Origin of the sequence: Gillisella vitis (genome assembly GCF_021559775.1) — a bacterium.
Classification (GTDB): Bacteria; Pseudomonadota; Alphaproteobacteria; order Rhizobiales; family Rhizobiaceae; genus Allorhizobium; species Allorhizobium ampelinum.
Window position 1 is genome coordinate 112,456 of record NZ_CP056047.1, and the last position, 17,762, is coordinate 130,217.

The window sequence follows — 17,762 nt, forward strand, 5'->3', positions numbered from 1 at the left end:
ATGTGATTGCCGGAGCGACTGCGGTCATCCCGGCTGACCCATTTGCGCAGAAGACAGGAGCACCGATGACCCAGACTTCCTTTTCCGATCCGGCCGTCATGGCGGAGTTGCTGGCGAAAATGCTCTGGGAAATCAAGGCGGTGCATTTCAATGCCGCTGAGCCTTACAAGCTGGCTTCCGGCATGCGCAGCCCCGTCTATATCGATTGCCGCAAGCTTCTGTCCTATCCGCGTGTCCGTTCTGCCGTGATGGACTTTGCGGTTGCCACGCTGCTGCGCAATGCCGGTTTCGAGCAATTCGACTGTATTGCCGGTGGCGAGACGGCGGGCATTCCCTTTGCCGCTCTGTTGGCCGATCGGCTGGCGCTGCCAATGATCTATGTGCGCAAGCAGCCCAAGGGCCATGGCCGCAACGCCCAGATCGAGGGTCATATGCCTGACGGTGCCCGGGTGCTTGTCATCGAAGACCTGACGACAGCAGGCGGCAGCATGTTTACCTTTATCGATGCCGTGCGGGCCGCTGGCGGTGTGGTGGATCACAGTATCGCTTTGTTCTTCTACGGGATCTTCCCGCAAGCCCATCAGCGTTTCGAAAACGGCAACGTCAAACTTCATTATATCGCCACCTGGCGCAATGTTCTGGCCGTGGCCCGCGACCAGAAACTGTTTGATGACAAAACCTTGTCGGAAGTGGAATCCTTCCTGGATGCCCCACTCGAATGGTCCGGTCGCAATGGCGGGGTCAGCACGCTGGGTTGAGACTGCCTTGCGAAGATCCGCCAGGGTGGCTGGCATTTCTTCGCTTTCTGTTTTAAATCGATTGAAGTTTATCCGAAAGCCCGGTTTGGGAGGCCAGAATGATCCTGTGTTGCGGTGAAGCCCTGATTGACATGTTGCCACGCGAAACGACGTTGGGTGAAAAGGGCTTTTCGCCCTATGCGGGCGGCGCGGTCTTCAACACCGGCATTGCGCTTGGACGCCTGGGCGTTGCCTCCGGCTTCTTCACCGGCCTTTCCGACGACATGATGGGCGATATCCTGCGTGACACGCTGCGTGCCAGCCATGTGGATTTCAGCTATTGCGCCACCTTGTCGCGACCGACGACCATTGCCTTCGTCAAGCTGGTCGATGGCCATGCTACTTACGCCTTCTACGATGAAAACACTGCTGGACGGATGATTACCGAGGCGGACCTGCCAGCCCTGGGCGAAGACTGTGAAGCGCTGCATTTCGGCGCAATCAGCCTGATCCCCGAGCCCTGCGGCTCGACCTATGAAGCGCTGCTCAACCGCGAACACAAGACCCGGGTTATCTCGCTTGATCCCAATATCCGCCCCGGCTTCATCAAGGATAAGGCTGCCCATATGGCCCGTATCCGCCGCATGGCAGCGCTTTCCGACATCGTCAAGTTTTCCGATGAGGATCTCGCCTGGTTCGGCCTGGACGGCGACGAAGACACGCTTGCCCGTCACTGGCTGCATCACGGTGCCAAACTGGTGGTCGTCACGCGCGGTGCCGATGGCGCGGTTGGCTATACAGCTGATCATAAGGTCGAAGTGCCGAGCGAAAAGGTAACGGTGGTCGATACGGTTGGTGCAGGCGACACATTCGATGCAGGTGTTCTCGCCTCGCTGAAAATGCAGAACCTGCTGACCAAGCAACAAGTGACAAAATTGACAGAAGAGCAGATCGCCAAGGCCTTGGCACTCGGCTCCAAAGCCGCAGCGGTGACGGTATCGCGGGCAGGCGCCAATCCGCCCTTTGCGCATGAAATCGGGCTTTAGAGTCTGCCAGGGAAACCGCTTTTTACTTTTCCCTGACAAACGCTAGATCACGCCGCCATTGGCGTGGATTGTCTGGCCATTGACCCAGCCTCCCTCGGGGCCGACAAGAAAGGCGACGGCGGCGGCGATCTCCTCTGGCGTTCCGATCCGTTCAAGCGGTGCCAAGCGGGCAAAGGCCTCAATGGCTACCGGGCTTTTTCCATCCAGGAACAGGTCCGTGGCCGTCGCACCAGGGGCGATGGCATTGACGGTAATGCTGCGTCCGCGCAATTCCTTGGCGAGGATGCTCGTCATTGTTTCGATGGCTGCTTTGGTGGCGGCATAGATGCTGTAGTTTTCCGCTCGCATCGCCGCAACGCTGCTGGAAATATTGACGATCCGACCGCCCTCGTGCATTCGCCGCGCCGCTTCGCGCATGCCAAAGAAAGTTCCCTTCAGATTGACGGCGATCTGACGCTCGAACATCGCGTCGTCGATATCGACCATCGGCTGACGCACCATGATACCGGCATTGTTCACCAGAATATCGGCGCGGCCAGCCACCACCTCGGCTTTGTCGAACAGGCGCGGAAAGGTCCCGGGATCGGCAATGTCGGCGGCAAGCGCCAGAGCCTTGCCGCCCGAAGCACAAATCTCCTCAGCCAGGGTTTGAGCGCCATTGCCATCGACATCACTGATGATGACAATGGCGCCGTCGTAGGCTAGCCGTCTGGCAACCGCAGCGCCAATGCCACGCGCGGCCCCAGTGATGATCGCCAGCCTGCCCCGGCTCATGCCAGCCTCAGGACGCCAAATTGCTCAAGGCAGCGACCAGTCCTGCCGTCGACGCATCCTGCCCATCGGTCCCGGCCTTGCCCTGCACCACCGGCAGCAGGCCGGTTGCCAGTTCCTTGCCCAGTTCCACGCCCCATTGATCGAAGGAATTGATGCCGAACAGCACGCCTTCGACAAACACCCGGTGTTCGTAAAGCGCGATCAGCCGTCCGAGCGCAAAAGGGGTCAATTGTTCATAGACGAATGTGATCGACGGACGGTTGCCGGTAAAGACCCGGTGCGGGGCGATATGATCGGCCTTGGCCTGGTCCATACCGGATTTCAGCAGCTGGCCCTTGGCCTCATCCAGCGTGCGTCCCTTCATCAGGGCTGCCGATTGGGCCAGGCAATTGGCGATCAGCAAGTCGTGCTGATGGCGCAATTCCGGCTCGAAGCCCTTGGCAGCGATCATAAACTCGGCTGGGATCACGCTCGTACCCTGGTGGATCAGCTGGTAGAAAGCGTGCTGGCCATTGGTGCCGGGTTCGCCCCAGACCACGGGACCGGAATTGCCCTTGACCGGGCTGCCATCGATGGTCACGCCCTTGCCGTTCGATTCCATGTCAAGCTGCTGGAGATAGGCAGGGAAGCGTGACAGGCGCTGATCGTAGGGCAGGATGGCGCGGGTTGGGTAATCCAGGACGTTGCGATGGTGATAGCCGATAGCGCCCAACAGCATCGGCAGGTTTTCCCGGAAAGGCGCGGTGCGGAAATGCATATCCATGGCATGAGCACCGGCCAGGAATTCCACGAAATTATCGGCCCCGACGGCAATCATCAGCGGCAGGCCGATGGCCGACCAGATGGAATAACGTCCACCGACCCAATCCCAGAAGCCGAACACCCGATCGGAACCGATGCCGAAGGCCGCGACTTTTTCAAGCGCGGTCGAAACGGCGGCAAAGTGATCGCCGACGGCATTTTCACCCAGCGCTGAGGCAATGAAGGCCCGCGCCGTTGCGGCATTGGTCATGGTCTCAATGGTGGTGAAGGTCTTGGAGGCGACGATGAACAGCGTGGTTTCCGGCTCCAGCAGTTTCAGCGTATCGGCGATATGGGCGCCATCGACATTGGAGACGAAATGCAGGCGCGGGCCGTCGTGAAACGGTGCCAGCGCCAGCGTTGCCATGGCGGGGCCGAGATCGGACCCACCAATGCCGATATTGACCACGTCGGTGATCTGGAGGCCGGTCGAGCCGGTGATCGTACCCTGCCGCAGGCCTTCCGCGAAAGCCGACATGGCGTGCAACACGGCATTGACATCGGGCATGACATTCTTGCCATCGACCACGACAGGCGTGTTGGCGCGGTTGCGCAGTGCCGTATGCAAGACGGCGCGGCCTTCGGTAAAGTTGATGGCCTCACCGTTAAACATCGCTTCGCGCTTTTCAGCCACGCCACCTTGCGTGCAGAGCTTTTCCAGCAGGGCCATGATCTCGTCATTGACGGCGCATTTGGAGTAATCCATCAGCAGGTCGTCAAAGCGACTGGAAAACCGCTCGAAACGGTTGGGATCGCTTGCAAAAGCGCCGCGAATATCAGTGGCGGCGGTGGCCGCGACGGTGGACTTCAGCTGTTCGACGATAGCGTGCATTCGCATACTCCAATCCAATCACGGACGGGAACCTACTGCATAATTCCCAAAACAGGAATGTTTTAGGGAGAAAAATAATCCGGCAGGCTTAAGGGGTGGCGGCCCTCTCTTCCCCGCAAGGCAGAAAGGACCGACGAGGGGGCAGAATGCCCCATCTCGTCCCTGTCTGCCCGGTGTCTTTAAGGTCTCAGATCCTTGCGCAGAATCTTGCCGACGTTGGATTTCGGCAACTCTTCAAGAAAGGCCACATGGCGGGGACGCTTGTAATTGGTCAGGTTTGTGGCGCAATGGTCCTTAACCTGCTGCTCCGTCAAGCTTGGGTCTTTGCGCACCACAAACAGTTTGACGGCTTCACCGGAATGCGGGTCCGGCACACCGATAGCCGCGGCCTCCAGCACGCCGGGATGCATGACCGCGACTTCCTCGATCTCGTTGGGATAGACATTGAAGCCGGAGACCAGGATCATATCCTTCTTGCGGTCGACAATCTTGGTATAGCCGCGCGCGTCCATGAAGCCCATGTCACCGGTGCGGAAAAACCCGTCCTCACTCATCGCCCGCGCCGTTTCTTCCGGTCGTTGCCAGTAGCCGGCCATCACCTGCGGTCCGCGAATGCAGATTTCCCCGACCTCTCCCAAAGCCAGGCTTTCACCCTGTTCATCACGGATGTCGACATCGGTGGAGGAAATCGGCATGCCGATGCAGCCGCTGAAGTCCTTGTCGTTCATGCGATTGGCGGTTGCCACCGGCGATGTTTCAGACAGGCCGTAACCCTCGGTGATCGGGCAGCCGGTAATCTGATGCCACCGTTCGGCAATCGGCCGCTGCACCGACATGCCACCGGCAAAGGTCAGTTGCAGATGGGAAAAGTCCAGCTTGCGGAAGGCCTCATTGTTCATCAGAGCATTGAACAGCGTATTCAAGCCGATGATGACATTGAAATCATACTGGGACAGTTCCTTGGCAAAGCCTGGAATGTCACGCGGATTGGCGATCAGAATGTTGTGGCCGCCGCAGGCAATGCCCATCAGGGCGTTCACGGTCAGCGCAAAGATATGATAGAGCGGCAAAGCGCAGATGAAGGTCAGCGTTTCCGGTCTTGGGCGCGTATCGAAAGCGGACCCCAACCACAGCGACATCTGCATGGTATTGGCGATCAGGTTGCCGTGGGTCAGCACCGCCCCCTTGGACACGCCTGTCGTACCGCCTGTATATTGCAGAAAGGCGATATCGTTGCGCGAAAGGGTTTCAGGCCGCAGTCGGGCTTTTCCACCTGCCGCGAGCACCGATGCGAAGCTTCGGGAATTGGCAATCGACCAGGCTGGCACGAGCTTCTTCACCTTGCGAACGATGAAATTCACCAGATGGCCCTTCAGGCCAAGCATGTCGCCCATGCTGGTAACGACCACGCGGCGTAGCGACACCTTGTCCATCACCGCCTGGACCGTGTGGGCAAAATTCTCCAGCACGAAAATGGCAACCGCGCCGGAATCCTTCAGCTGATGCGCCAGTTCGCGCGGAGTATAGAGCGGATTGACATTGACGACGATCATTCCAGCCTTGAGGATGCCAAACACAATAACCGGGTTTTGCAAGACATTGGGCATCATCACGGCGATCCGGTCGCCTTTGCTGAACCCTTCCGCTTGCAGCCAGGCGGCAATTTTCGTCGCCTGCTCGCCAAGCTCCTGGAAGGTCATGGAGCGGCCCATGCTGGTGAAGGCCTTGCGGGAGGCATAGGTCACGCAGTTTTCATCGAACAGTTCAGGCAGCGATTCGTGATCAAGGGGCGGCAGTTCCGCAGGCACCGAGGCAGGATAGGATGCAAGCCAGATTCGGCGCGACGCAAAATTGCTTTCAGGCCTGGACAGAGTATTCATTCCTCACTCCCTTTTTCGACTTCCTGCCCCTCCCTCCTCAAGGTGATGACAGTGCGCCCGACCACGCACTCCAAATATGGAGCGTTGAGCTCCAGGAATGCAAGTCCAACGTTATAATAACTTTGACGTAAACGTCAATTAATCCCTAGCGAAAATAATTTGGAATCATTTTGTTCCAGGGCATCGAAGATGCTCACGCACTGGCGCCTTCGACAACAACCACATGGCGATCAGTTTCGCATTGAACCAACCTCCCGGTGATGCGTTAGCTCTTATGAGACTTCACGCAAACAAGGAGGAAAGTGTCATGGTCTTCAAACCGGCTAAAACTTTCGGGGAGACCCCTGGTATCGTTGAGGAAAATCCGCCTCTGGCGGAGTTGGAAACGGCAGTGGCCTCTCAGCTTGCCGGTTCCGACGGTATCGATGCCTCTGATATCGAGGTGATATCGATCGGCAATGAAATTTGTTTGCGAGGCCTTGTCTATTCCGAGAGCGAGGTCGACCGAGCCGTTGAAGTCGCTCTTTCAGTTCCCGGTGTTTTCAAGGTTTCCGTCGACCTGGAGATTGTCGAGCGCACGATCCATTGATGGGGATCTCCATACGTGGCGTGTGGCACCACTCCATAAATATAAAGGCCCGGGAAAACCCCGGGCCTTTATCATTTCAGTTGTGATGCGCTATCGCAGATCAGGTTTGAATCGTCCGCAAAAGCGCCATGCTACGCGGCAGCAGTTTGAATGTTTCGCCTTGCTTGACCTTCTCGCCTTGGCGCTCCGGATCGCCGGTGATCAGTTCGAGTACCCGTTCCCCACCGCTCTCCTTGGGAATGGTGAAGGTGGTGTCTTCATCGAGCGGGTTGAACAGCATCATGATATCCGACCAGATGCCCTCTTCGGCCTGGAGGTCTTCACGATGTAGGCGTGTGATCAGCGCATTGCTGTTTTCCCAGTTTTCCGATGTTTGACGGCCGCCGCTGACACTGTACCAATCAATCATCATGCCATCGCGCCAGTTCTCCCGCCGCAGCAACGGCTGCTCCTTGCGCAGTGAGATGACCCGCTTGGTGAAATCACGCAGGGCATCGGCGCTGTCGGGCAGATTTTCCCAATGCAGCCAGCTGATTTCGCTATCCTGGCAATAGCCATTGTTATTGCCCATCTGCGAACGCCCGAACTCGTCACCGGCCAGCAGCATCGGCGTGCCGTGGGAAAACAGCAGAGTGGCCAGGAAATTGCGCTTCTGGCGCTCGCGCACCGCATTGGTGCCTTCGTCATCCGTCGGACCCTCGTGACCATAATTATGGCTGCGATTGTCGTTGTGACCGTCGTTATTATCCTCGCCATTGTCTTCGTTATGCTTGCCATCGTAGGAGACGAGGTCGTTCAGCGTGAAGCCGTCATGGGCGGTGATGAAATTGACGCTGGCCCAGGGGCGACGGCCGCGCTGGTCGTAAAGATCGCCGGAGCCCAGCAGACGCGCCGCGAAATCCGGAGCGCAATTGTCACCGTTCAGCCAATATTCGCGGCAGCTGTCACGGTATTTGTCATTCCACTCCGCCCAGCCCGGTGGAAAGCCGCCAACCTGATAACCCCCTGGACCGATGTCCCACGGCTCGCCGATCAGCTTGACGCCGGCAAGGGTCGGGTCCTGGGTAACCGCGTCGAAAAAGCCGCCGCGCTCATCGAAGCCTTCGGGCTCGCGGCCCAGGATGGTGCCGAGATCGAAACGGAAGCCATCGACATGCATGTCATCGGCCCAGTAGCGCAGCGAGTCCATCACCATCTGCAGAACCCGCGGATGGGAGGTGTTCACCGTGTTGCCGGTGCCGGTATCATTGATGTAATAACGGTGATTATCCGGCAGGGTGCGGTAGTAGGAAAAGTTGTCGATGCCCTTGAAGGATAGGGTCGAGCCAAGTTCATTGCCTTCCGCCGTGTGATTGTAGACCACGTCGAGAATGACCTCGATGCCGCCATCATGGAAAGCGCGAACCATGTCGCGGAAGCCCTGGATGCCGTTTGCGCCGTAATAACGGTGCGCAGGGGCAAAAAAGCCGATGGTATTATAACCCCAGTAATTTTTCAGGCCCTTGTCCAGCAACGGGCCATCATCCGGGAAGGCGTGGATGGGCAGCAGTTCGACAGAGGTAATGCCAAGGCTCTTGATATAATCAACCGCCGCCTTGTGACCGAGGCCTTCGAACGTGCCGCGCAGTTCCTGCGGAATGGCGGGATTGAGCTGTGTGAAGCCCTTGACATGGGTTTCATAGACAATCGTATCGGCCCAGGAGACCTGAGGACGGCGATCATTGCCCCAATCGATCTGATTGGGATCCACGACCCGGCATTTGGGCATGAAAGCCGCGCTGTCGAGATCGTTGAAGGACAGATCCTTGTCAGGATCGTCGAAATGATAGCCGAACACTTCGGGCGACCACCGGATATCGCCCACCAGTTCGCGGGCATAAGGATCGAGCAGCAGCTTGTTATGATTGAAGCGATGGCCGTTCTCGGGCTCGAACGGTCCATGGACACGGAAGCCGTAGAGGGCGCCCGGCTTCAGGCCCGGTACAAACCCGTGCCAGATTTCATTGGTGTAATCAGGCAGATCCATCCGGGCGATCTCAATGCTGCCGCTGGGATCGTAGAGGCACAGCTCGACGCGATCGGCGTGGGCGGAAAACAGGGCAAAATTAACCCCTTCGCCCGTGTAGCGGGCACCCAGCCGTTGCCACTCGCCGGGAAGAATTTTGAAGTTGGTCGTTTGGATGTCCATGGTCGCTCTCAGGGCTTGTCGCTGCGGTGCAACAGTAATTCCCTCGCCATGGCTTTGTTCCTTGCCGCCTCCAGGAACATTTACCGGCTTTATCTGTTCGTCATTTCCATTGGTCATTTCGGTGACGCCTGTCGGCTTGCCGGTGCGGTCAGTGAATGAGGCTGCCAAGTGCCGCGCAATGACACAGAGGGTTGCATGCATCAGAATAAAATGGACGACAGTAAACGTGTGGCGCTGGTCACCGGCGCGGGTTCCGGCATTGGGCGAGCAGCTGCCCTGCGACTTGCCCAGGATGGCTGCGCCGTCGGGTTGCTGGGGCGAACCAAGCATGAGTTGGAACGGGTTGCCGAAGACATCCAACACGCGAATGGCGAGGCCATTGTGCTTGTCGCAGATGTCGCTGACAGCTCTTCCATGCGGGCAGGGGTCGAAACATTGATCGCATGGGGTAGCCGGCTCGACATCGTGGTGGCCAATGCCGGGGTCAATGGTGTTTGGGCACCAATCGATGAATTGCAGCCGCAGGAATGGGACCAGACGATGGCCATCAATCTGCGTGGCACCTATTTGACGGTGCATCTGACAGTGCCGCATCTGCGCCGCAATGGCGGTGGCAGTATTGTCGTTGTCTCTTCTATCAACGGCACGCGCACCTTCACCTCTCCTGGCGCCACAGCTTATAGTGCCACCAAGGCTGGACAATTGGCCATGGTGCAGCAATTGGCGGTGGAATTGGGGCCCGACCGCATTCGTATCAATGCGGTTTGCCCAGGTGCGATTGAAACGGCAATTGATGACAATACAAACAAGCGGGCCACTGAAAGGCTCGACATCCCGCAGCCATCGCCGCGCCAAGCCATTCCGCTGACCCATGGTACGCCGGGTACCGCCCAGGAAGTGGCCGATCTGATCGGCTTTCTGGCTTCCGATGCGGCTCGCCATATCAGTGGTACACCCGTCTGGATCGATGGGGCGCAAAGTCTGATACGATAGAATTCAACTGATCTATTTTGGTCGAAATAGTAAAAGGGGAGTTTAATGATGCAATTGTTTTAACTGTCGTTAAGTTTTGCATATTTTAATTATTTGTTAAGTATGACTTACTCTTTTTGGCCCAAAGTTGAACAAAGACCGCTTTGGCGCGTTAGCGGCTCAGACAAGGAGACAATGTCATGAAGCCAGAGCCTGAAACGATCCTGATTGTGGAAGACGATGCATTCATTTCGATGGATGCGGCCGATTGCGTTGCCCATGCGGGGGCCAATGTCGTGACCACGGAAACGGTCAGCGATGCGCTTATCTGCCTCGAAGCCAACAGGATCACCGCCGCCATCCTGGACTTCCAGGTGTTGGACGGAAAGATAACGCCGGTGGTGGAAAGACTATGTCGCTCCGGCATTCCCTACCGGGTCGTGTCGGGTTCGCCGCTTCAGGAAATCGTGGCCTGCGGCATTCCCGCCGACCGGATTATCGCCAAACCGGCGGATTATGTGAATGTGATGGTCCAACTGGTGCGAGAGCGCCCGTGGTCTGCATTGAGGGCAACCAGCTATTAACATCGGTTTTCCCGATACAAGATCATAGGTCAGGTTTTCGAATAGGGCCGCCAATTGCCATCGGTCGGATAGTCTACCTGCAAAAAATACAGGCCCTGCGGCGGTGCCACCGGGCCGCAGGCCTTGCGGTCGCGGGCCTCCAGGGCGGCGCGAACATCCTCCGGCGTCATCTTGCCTTCTCCCGCCATTTTCAAGGTGCCAGCAAAAGATCTAATCTGGTTGTGCAGAAAACTCTGGGCGGAGGCGCGGATCTCGATGAGATCGCCGTTGCAGCTGACATCCAGCCGGTCCAGCGTGCGCACCGGGCTGATGGCCTGACAATGAACCGAGCGGAAGGTGGTGAAATCGTGATTGCCAACCAGCATTTGCGCCGCCGCATGCATGGCTTCGTGGTCCAGCGGTTTCGATACCCACCAGGCGCGATTGGCCTCCAGCGCCAGCCGGGACGGGCGTGATATGATCCGATAAAGATAATGCCGCTTCAGGGCGGAAAATCGCGCATCGAAGGCATCAGGGATAGCTTCTGCAGCCAGTATTGAGACTGCTTCCCCAGCCTGCGCCAGATGCGCGTTCAGCGCGTTGCGCAGCTTGTATGGCAACCATTGACGCGAAAGATCGACATGCGCCACCTGGCCGCTGGCATGGACGCCGGAATCGGTGCGGCCCGCACCCCGGATCGCCACCGTTTCCCCGGTCAGGCCAAGCACTGCCGCTTCGAGCGCGCCCTGCACGGAGGGACCATTGTCCTGCCGTTGCCAGCCGACATAGGGTGTGCCGTCATATTCCACGGTCAGCTTGTAGCGTGGCATCAGGTTCTGGCCTTTGCCGAGGCAAATACAGTGCCTGCACCTATGGGCGTGCCGCGCAGGAATTCCGCTGCATCCAGCGGTTTGCCACCGGCCTTTTGCAGCCGGACAAGGCGGACCGCGCCCGTGCCACAGGCGATGGTCAGGGCGTCGTCCAGCACGGTGCCCGGCACGTTTGCGGTGTCCGTGACCTCTGCCATCTGGCTGCCCAGAACCTTGATACGTTCCGGCTTGCCGTTGATGTCCGCCTCGAACCAGGCGCCTGGAAAGGGCGACAGGCCGCGAATGCCGTTGTGAACCTGCGTGGCTGGCTTTGAAAAGTCGATGCGGGTTTCGGCCTTGTCGATCTTGGCGGCGTAGACGACACCGTGTTCTGGCTGGGCTGTCAGCGGCAGGTCGCCTGCCTCCAGTTTGGCCATGGCCTCAACCATTGCCTCGGCACCGATCTGGCTCAGGGCGTCATGTAGTTCACCGGCGGTCATGTCGGGGGTAATGGTCAGGTGGCGTGTCAGGGCCACCGGGCCGGTGTCCAGTCCCTTGTCCATCTTCATCACCATCATGCCGGTTTGCGTATCTCCAGCCATGATGGCGCGCTGGATCGGCGCTGCACCCCGCCAGCGGGGCAGCAGCGAGGCGTGGCCGTTATAACAGCCCAGCCGCGTGCCGGTCAGGATGGCTTCCGGCAGCAACAGGCCGTAGGCGACGACCACTGCGACATCGGCCTGATGGGCGGCGAAGGCATCGCGATCGTCCTGCACCTTGAAATTTAGCGGCGTCAGCACCGGCAGTCCGAGCTTTTCGGCCTGCTGATGGACGGGAGATTTGGTCAGATCCAGCCCCCGGCGCCCTGCCGGGCGTGGCGGCTGGCTATAGACCGCAACAATCTGATGGCCGGCGTCGTGGAGCGTGTTCAGGATCGGCACCGAAAACTCCGGAGTGCCCATGAAAATCATGCGAAGAGCCATGGATCAAGACCGATCTTCTAGAGGTTATCGGGGAGGACGTGGAACCGGATTTTCCCAAAACACGAGCAAGAACAACAGGGCCTGCAACCTGCTAGTTTCAGGGTGAGCCCCGCTGACCCTAGACCGTCACCTTTGACTTCGCCGCCTTGGAGAATTTCTTGATCACCATTTCACGTTTCAGCCGCGAAATATGGTCGATGAACAGCGTGCCGTTTAGGTGGTCGATTTCATGTTGCAGACAAGTAGCAAGCAGGCCATCGGCCTCGATCAACTGTTCCTTGCCGTGGCGATCCAGTGATTTTACCGTGACGGCTGCCGGGCGCTCCACCTCCGCATAGTAATCGGGAATGGAAAGGCAGCCTTCCTCATAGGTGGAGCGGGCCTGCGAACTGCCAATGATTTCCGGGTTGATAAAGACCAGCGGTTGCTTGTCTTCACCTTCCTTCGAGACATCGATGACCAGAAGGCGACGAGGCACGGCAATCTGAACGGCAGCGAGGCCGATACCGGGCGCATCATACATGGTCTCGAGCATGTCATCGATCAGCCGCTCAAGGTCGGCATCGATCCGCTCAATGGGTTGGGAGACCTCGCGCAGCAGCGGGTCAGGCAAAATGATAATCGGCTTTGTCGTCATGAATCTCCCCATAAACCATCCCGGTTTTCAAGGAAATCAAAAAAATGCGGTAAAAGCCATGCCTTTGACTGGAGCGCGTGGTTGATCAGTTCAGGACGCGGCGAAGATCCGGGGTGTCCAGAGAAAAGGCGGGAATGGCGACGTCGAATGTTTCGGCATCGTCAGTTTCCATTTCGTAGCGGCCGAACATGATACCGGATGGCGTGTCCAATGGACAGCCTGACGAATATTCAAAACTTTCACCCGGAGCCAGGCGTGGCTGTTCGCCGATCACGCCCGGACCGCTAACCTCGTCCACCTGGCCATTCTGATCCGTAATATGCCAGTAACGATTGATCAGCCGCACGGCCACATTCGACTGATTGACAATGACCACCCTGTAGCCCCAGACATAGCGACTGTCTTCCGGGTCGGACTGTTCCGCCAGGTAAAATGGCTCGACTGTGACCTCTATATCCCGTGTCAGCGCGCGATACATGAAAGGAGACTTCTTGACGCTTTGGTAAGCATACATTAGCAAAAGCCGATAAGGTTAAGGTTTGCGGCAATGTCGTCGCATGGAATAATCCTGCAACAATAAAGACCATTAATAGACTTAATTTCCAGTAAAAAATAAGGGTATTCAAAAATTTTTTAGAGTTTTAGAAACCCCTGGCGGCACACTTCAGCGAAGACTGGCGCCACTATATCAGGTTTCTCCATGAAGGATATGGGTGTTTCAGATGGGGCTACAACGCCGCGCGTTCTATAGAATATAAAAAGGACGCGGTCGCATTTTATATATGCTGCACCTTCATGCGGTTCAGGAGGCGCGTCACGCCTCCTGAAATTTTACGGCTTGAGAGCGCCTCAAGCCTCTCCGGCCTTGGCATGTACGGCCATCAGGCGGAAACGGCATCCAGCGCCTGAGCGAAGTCCTCCACCAGGTCTTCGGCATCTTCAATGCCGCAGGACAGGCGCAATGTGCCGCCGGACATGCCAAGCGTCGCACGGGCCTCGTCCGTCAGGTTCTTGTGGGTAGTGGTGGCCGGGTGCGTGATCAGGCTCTTGGCGTCGCCGAGATTGTTGGAGATCTTCACCACTTGTAGGGCGTTTTGCAGGGCAAAAGCCGCCGCCTTACCGCCCTTCATTTCAAAAGCCACCAGGGTGGAGCCGCCCTTCATCTGCTTGGCGACGATGTCGGCCTGCGGATGGTCGGCGCGGCCTGGATAGATAACGCGGGCAACCTTGTTATTGTCAGCCAGAAAATCGGCGATACGACCGGCATTTTCCGTCTGCTGCTTGACGCGCAGCGGCAGGGTTTCCACGCCTTTCAATAGGGTCCAGGCGTTGAAGGGGGACATGGCCGGACCGGTATGGCGGAAGTAATCCTGGAGTTTTTCCTCAATCCATTGCTTGGACGACAGCACGATGCCGCCCAGGCAGCGCCCCTGGCCGTCGATATGCTTGGTTGCCGAATAGACAACGACATGGGCGCCAAGTTCCAGCGGATTTTGAAAGAGCGGGGTGGCGAAAACATTGTCGACCACCACGGTCGCGCCGACCTGGTTGGCGAGCTTGGCGACGCCGGCAATATCCACCACTTCCAGGGTAGGATTGGTGGGACTTTCCAGGAAAAACACCTTGGTATTCGGGCGGATAGCGTCTTCCCAATTCTTCAGGTCGCGGCCATCGACCAGGGTGAAATCCACGCCATATTTGGGCGCCAAGGTCTCGATCACCCAGCGGCAGGAGCCGAACAGGGCGCGGGCGGCGACAATATGATCGCCAGCCTGAACCTGGCAGAGAATGGAGGCCGCGACGGCGGCCATGCCGGAAGCCATAGCGCGGGCATCTTCGGCACCTTCCAGCAGGCACATGCGCTTTTCGAACATGTCATTGGTCGGGCTGCCGTAGCGGGCGTAAATATAGCCTTCGGTCTCGCCCTTGAAACGGGCTTCTGCCGCTTCCGAGCTGTCATAGACGAAGCCCTGAGTGAGATAGATGGCTTCTGATGTTTCGCCATAAGGTGAACGCAGCGTGCCGCCATGAACGAGTTTGGTTGCTGGGCGCCAGTTGTTTGCCATGCTGTATGAGCCTTTCGAACACAAAAAAACCGGTCGCGAAATACGGACCGGTTTGCACGTGTCCGATCTTTTTAGCCAATTGTTTAACGTGGCTGCAAGCCGACCGGCCAAATCACCACGGGATAAGATTTGCTTACGCCGTTCTTTTGCTTGCGTCAATTCCCGGAGTTTGGTTTTGTCATATACTATATGCCGGTGTTTGACGGGGCTGCGGCATGTTGCGCGCTTTGTTCGGCGTCGGCGCTGCAAGGAAGATATAATGACACGGAATGCGGGCATATTGGCGGATCGCGCCATAGGCGAATTGTTCGGCTCGGCCTCGCTTTTGAGCGAAACCATGCTCGATCACGACCAGATCCAGCCGGCGAGTCTTGATCTGAGGTTGGGCTCCAAAGCGCTCAGGGTGCGCGCCAGCTTTATGCCGGGCCCCAACAGCACGGTGGCGGACAAGCTGCAACGGTTGACCCTGCATGAGATCGATCTGGAGCATGGCGCTGTCCTTGAAACCGGCTGTGTCTATATCGTGCCGCTGATGGAGAGCCTGGATTTGCCGGCGGATCTATCGGCCTCCACCAATCCGAAAAGCTCGACCGGCCGCCTCGACATCTTTACGCGGGTGATGGTCGATTACGCGCAGGAATTCGACAAGATTCCGGCAGGCTACAAGGGCCAGCTTTATTTGGAAATCAGTCCGCGGACGTTTCCGATTATCGTGCGGCGCGGCTCTCGCCTGTCGCAGATCCGCTTCCGGATCGGTCATGCGTTGCTGAGCGACAGCGAACTTCTGGATCTGCACAAGGCCGAAACGCTGGTGGCCAGCGAGACGCCCAATGTCTCGGGTGGCGGCATCGCGCTGTCCATCGACCTGAAGGGGACAGGACCGGACGGGCTGGTCGGCTATCGCGGCAAGCATCATACGGCGGTGATCGACGTCGACCGTAAGGCTGCCCATGACGTGCTGGACTTCTGGGAACCGCTCTACAGCCGTGGCCGGGACGAATTAATCCTCGATCCCGACGAGTTCTACATTCTCGTCTCACGCGAGGCCGTCCATGTACCGCCGCTCTATGCGGCGGAAATGACTCCGTACGACCCGCTGGTCGGGGAGTTCCGCGTTCATTACGCCGGCTTTTTCGATCCGGGCTTCGGCCATGCCGGGGCTGGCGGTACCGGCAGCCGCGCTGTGCTGGAAGTGCGCAGCCACGAAGTGCCCTATATCCTGGAACACGGCCAGATCATCGGTCGCCTGGTCTATGAACATATGCTCGAGCATCCTCAGGGTCTCTACGGCACAGGCCTCGGCTCCAATTACCAAGCCCAGGGACTGAAGCTCTCCAAGCATTTTCGCGCAGCCTGATCTGCGCTTTCATGCTTGACATCAACGCCCAAGTGTAGGAACTCTCGGGCATCAGGCGGGTGTAGCTCAATGGTAGAGCAGCAGCTTCCCAAGCTGAATACGAGGGTTCGATTCCCTTCACCCGCTCCAGTAAAATCAATAACTTACAGAATAATTGTGTCACTCGTGTCAGTCCGTGCCACTTGCGCTGTTCGGCGCGGGCAACGGACACTTTTCGACTCATTTCCAATCCGTCGCCTCTGGCGTAGCGTTTTGTCATCTTTGATGTGGCGTGTGTTGCCAGATTTTGGGCGGCTCTCTATAGAGCCGGTGGCATCGACTGTTTCGGAAACTACACCCGCTCGCGTTTCCATCGCCTACACGTTTGCAGGGGAGCTACTGCATAATTCCTTAAACCGGAACCGGCTTAAAGAGAAAATTATACAGCAGATATAAAGCGCGACAGCGAACCTTTTTGCGCCATATAGGGTGAGAGCCGCTGTCGATATTTCTGGTGCGTGAGGGCTCGGCACGCTTCATGACGCGGCTGACCGTTGCCGGTGACACGCCCGTTTCGATGGCGATGTGCTTGCTCCGGTCAGGCGTTGGCGGCGCAGCGTGATGATGCGGCTTGTCAGCGCCTGATCCGTCATCCTGGGGCTTGCATGCGGCCTGGACGAGCGATCCGCCATGGCCTCGCTGTCGCCCTGCCGGAAGTGATCCGTTCAGCGCCGGACGATCTTGGTACAGACACCAAAGTTGCGGGCCGACTGCCAGACTGGCATGCCATTAATGACACAACGTGCCATTTCTTTTAGACGCGATTACGTCAGTCGGGCATAAGATCCGAGATCTGTCCGTGCGATACGAGCAAGCGGGGGTTCGTCATGCTTCCGTTTTCTTCATCAATAGTGACAGCATATGCGGCAACGCCAATGTAGCGATCGGCCATTGCGCCAGCTATTTTCTCCGCAGAAGCGACGCTTGATGCTGGACGCATATCGCCCGGTACGATGCCAGCACGATTCTTTTTAAACTGAACGACGATGATCTTTTCGGCTTCAGACATATTAATGACCTCTCGTTTGTTCTTTTTATGTTCTATTTTTTGAGAGGAGTCAATGTCGCTTTTTTCGGGCGTGGAAGGATCGAATTCGCGTTTATACGCTTCTTATACGAAGTCTCTGACATGCCCCCGCATCCTCGCCTTGAAGGCATTGCAAATATCTCAAATGCTTGGCGCGGCTTGAGATGCTTGCAAAGGCAATGCCAACTGCCATTTTCAATGACCCTTGATATGACGAGCAGCTGTGCAATACCAACAGGTTGTGCTTGCCTTGCAGGAGTGAATTATGATGGTTTTCCAGACGGTCTGGACCGTTGCAGCTCGGCCTGAGCATGACCATCTGGATAAACCTCACCACAACTTTTGATGGAATTCAATTGAGTCAGAGCAATTAATGCGTGTTGGTGTCGTTGACACGTTCTGTTTCGATCAATACGACTAATGGGAGAGTTATTTATAATATTCAACCATAAGGATTGTTTG

At 57.4% G+C, this 17,762-nt stretch carries 16 protein-coding genes, 1 tRNA gene, 1 pseudogene and 1 riboswitch; of the genes and pseudogenes, 7 read left to right on the plus strand and 11 right to left on the minus strand.

Annotated elements, in window-relative coordinates; all coding sequences use genetic code 11:
- Positions 1-65 precede the first annotated feature (65 nt).
- Both AVCG78_RS00535 and AVCG78_RS00540 read left to right on the plus strand, forming a co-directional pair.
- Positions 66-758, plus strand: coding sequence for an orotate phosphoribosyltransferase (locus tag AVCG78_RS00535; RefSeq protein ID WP_071202656.1), 693 nt, complete (start codon positions 66-68; stop codon positions 756-758).
- Positions 759-856: 98 nt separating this feature from the next.
- Entirely contained in the window at positions 857-1,783 is a 927-nt protein-coding gene (locus tag AVCG78_RS00540; RefSeq protein ID WP_071202657.1) for a carbohydrate kinase family protein, read from the plus strand.
- Between the two features lie 42 nt (positions 1,784-1,825).
- Here AVCG78_RS00540 and AVCG78_RS00545 read toward each other — a convergent pair whose 3' ends face one another.
- From AVCG78_RS00545 to AVCG78_RS00555, 3 genes are all read right to left on the minus strand, one after another.
- Positions 1,826-2,557 (minus strand): SDR family oxidoreductase, encoded by a 732-nt coding sequence (locus AVCG78_RS00545; protein ID WP_071202659.1) that lies wholly within the window; start codon positions 2,555-2,557, stop codon positions 1,826-1,828.
- A 7-nt stretch (positions 2,558-2,564) separates the two neighbouring features.
- Complete coding sequence (gene pgi / locus AVCG78_RS00550) at positions 2,565-4,190, minus strand: glucose-6-phosphate isomerase (protein WP_071202661.1); 1,626 nt, start codon at positions 4,188-4,190, stop codon at positions 2,565-2,567.
- 179 nt (positions 4,191-4,369) lie between these two features.
- Entirely contained in the window at positions 4,370-6,070 is a 1,701-nt protein-coding gene (locus tag AVCG78_RS00555; RefSeq protein WP_071202664.1) for a long-chain fatty acid--CoA ligase, read from the minus strand.
- 307 nt (positions 6,071-6,377) lie between these two features.
- Here AVCG78_RS00555 and AVCG78_RS00560 point away from each other — a divergent pair, with 307 nt between their 5' ends.
- The gene (locus AVCG78_RS00560; RefSeq protein WP_015914807.1) at positions 6,378-6,659 is read left to right on the plus strand and encodes a BON domain-containing protein; all 282 of its coding nucleotides are present in this window, start codon (positions 6,378-6,380) and stop codon (positions 6,657-6,659) included.
- A gap of 100 nt (positions 6,660-6,759) precedes the next feature.
- Here AVCG78_RS00560 and glgX read toward each other — a convergent pair whose 3' ends face one another.
- Complete coding sequence (gene glgX, locus AVCG78_RS00565) at positions 6,760-8,847, minus strand: glycogen debranching protein GlgX (protein WP_015914808.1); 2,088 nt, start codon at positions 8,845-8,847, stop codon at positions 6,760-6,762.
- A gap of 210 nt (positions 8,848-9,057) precedes the next feature.
- Between glgX and AVCG78_RS00570 the strand changes: the two genes are divergently transcribed.
- Both AVCG78_RS00570 and AVCG78_RS00575 read left to right on the plus strand, forming a co-directional pair.
- On the plus strand, positions 9,058-9,840 hold the full coding sequence (locus AVCG78_RS00570) for an SDR family oxidoreductase (protein WP_071202665.1): 783 nt from the start codon (positions 9,058-9,060) through the stop codon (positions 9,838-9,840).
- Positions 9,841-10,019: 179 nt separating this feature from the next.
- Positions 10,020-10,403 carry a response regulator gene (locus AVCG78_RS00575; protein ID WP_015914810.1) on the plus strand — a complete coding sequence of 128 codons (384 nt, stop codon included), beginning with the start codon at positions 10,020-10,022 and terminating at the stop codon, positions 10,401-10,403.
- Positions 10,404-10,432: 29 nt separating this feature from the next.
- Here AVCG78_RS00575 and truA read toward each other — a convergent pair whose 3' ends face one another.
- The 5 genes from truA to AVCG78_RS00600 form a co-directional block, all read right to left on the minus strand.
- On the minus strand, positions 10,433-11,212 hold the full coding sequence (gene truA, locus AVCG78_RS00580; protein WP_071202667.1) for a tRNA pseudouridine(38-40) synthase TruA: 780 nt from the start codon (positions 11,210-11,212) through the stop codon (positions 10,433-10,435).
- On the minus strand, positions 11,212-12,174 hold the full coding sequence (fmt, locus tag AVCG78_RS00585) for a methionyl-tRNA formyltransferase (protein ID WP_071202669.1): 963 nt from the start codon (positions 12,172-12,174) through the stop codon (positions 11,212-11,214). Before fmt ends, truA begins: the two co-directional genes overlap by 1 nt.
- Before the next feature lie 118 nt (positions 12,175-12,292).
- Positions 12,293-12,811: a peptide deformylase gene (gene def, locus AVCG78_RS00590; protein WP_071202671.1), complete on the minus strand. Its 519-nt coding sequence runs from the start codon at positions 12,809-12,811 to the stop codon at positions 12,293-12,295.
- Between the two features lie 85 nt (positions 12,812-12,896).
- On the minus strand, positions 12,897-13,289 hold the full coding sequence (apaG, locus tag AVCG78_RS00595; protein WP_015914814.1) for a Co2+/Mg2+ efflux protein ApaG: 393 nt from the start codon (positions 13,287-13,289) through the stop codon (positions 12,897-12,899).
- A gap of 403 nt (positions 13,290-13,692) precedes the next feature.
- Positions 13,693-14,877 carry an O-succinylhomoserine sulfhydrylase gene (locus AVCG78_RS00600; RefSeq protein WP_071202673.1) on the minus strand — a complete coding sequence of 395 codons (1,185 nt, stop codon included), beginning with the start codon at positions 14,875-14,877 and terminating at the stop codon, positions 13,693-13,695.
- A gap of 50 nt (positions 14,878-14,927) precedes the next feature.
- A riboswitch (SAM riboswitch) is annotated at positions 14,928-15,006 on the minus strand.
- A gap of 130 nt (positions 15,007-15,136) precedes the next feature.
- Between AVCG78_RS00600 and AVCG78_RS00605 the strand changes: the two genes are divergently transcribed.
- Together AVCG78_RS00605 and AVCG78_RS00610 are read left to right on the plus strand one after the other, a co-directional pair.
- On the plus strand, positions 15,137-16,234 hold the full coding sequence (locus tag AVCG78_RS00605; protein WP_071202675.1) for a 2'-deoxycytidine 5'-triphosphate deaminase: 1,098 nt from the start codon (positions 15,137-15,139) through the stop codon (positions 16,232-16,234).
- Positions 16,235-16,289: 55 nt separating this feature from the next.
- A tRNA-Gly gene (locus tag AVCG78_RS00610) sits at positions 16,290-16,363 on the plus strand.
- Positions 16,364-16,714: 351 nt separating this feature from the next.
- On the opposite strand, the pseudogene AVCG78_RS27280 reads toward AVCG78_RS00610, so the two are convergent.
- Both AVCG78_RS27280 and AVCG78_RS00615 read right to left on the minus strand, forming a co-directional pair.
- A pseudogene (locus tag AVCG78_RS27280) lies at positions 16,715-17,022 on the minus strand (IS481 family transposase); the annotation flags it as partial.
- A gap of 20 nt (positions 17,023-17,042) precedes the next feature.
- Positions 17,043-17,282, minus strand: coding sequence for a hypothetical protein (locus AVCG78_RS00615; RefSeq protein ID WP_015914836.1), 240 nt, complete (start codon positions 17,280-17,282; stop codon positions 17,043-17,045).
- Between the last annotated feature and the right edge of the window lie 480 nt (positions 17,283-17,762).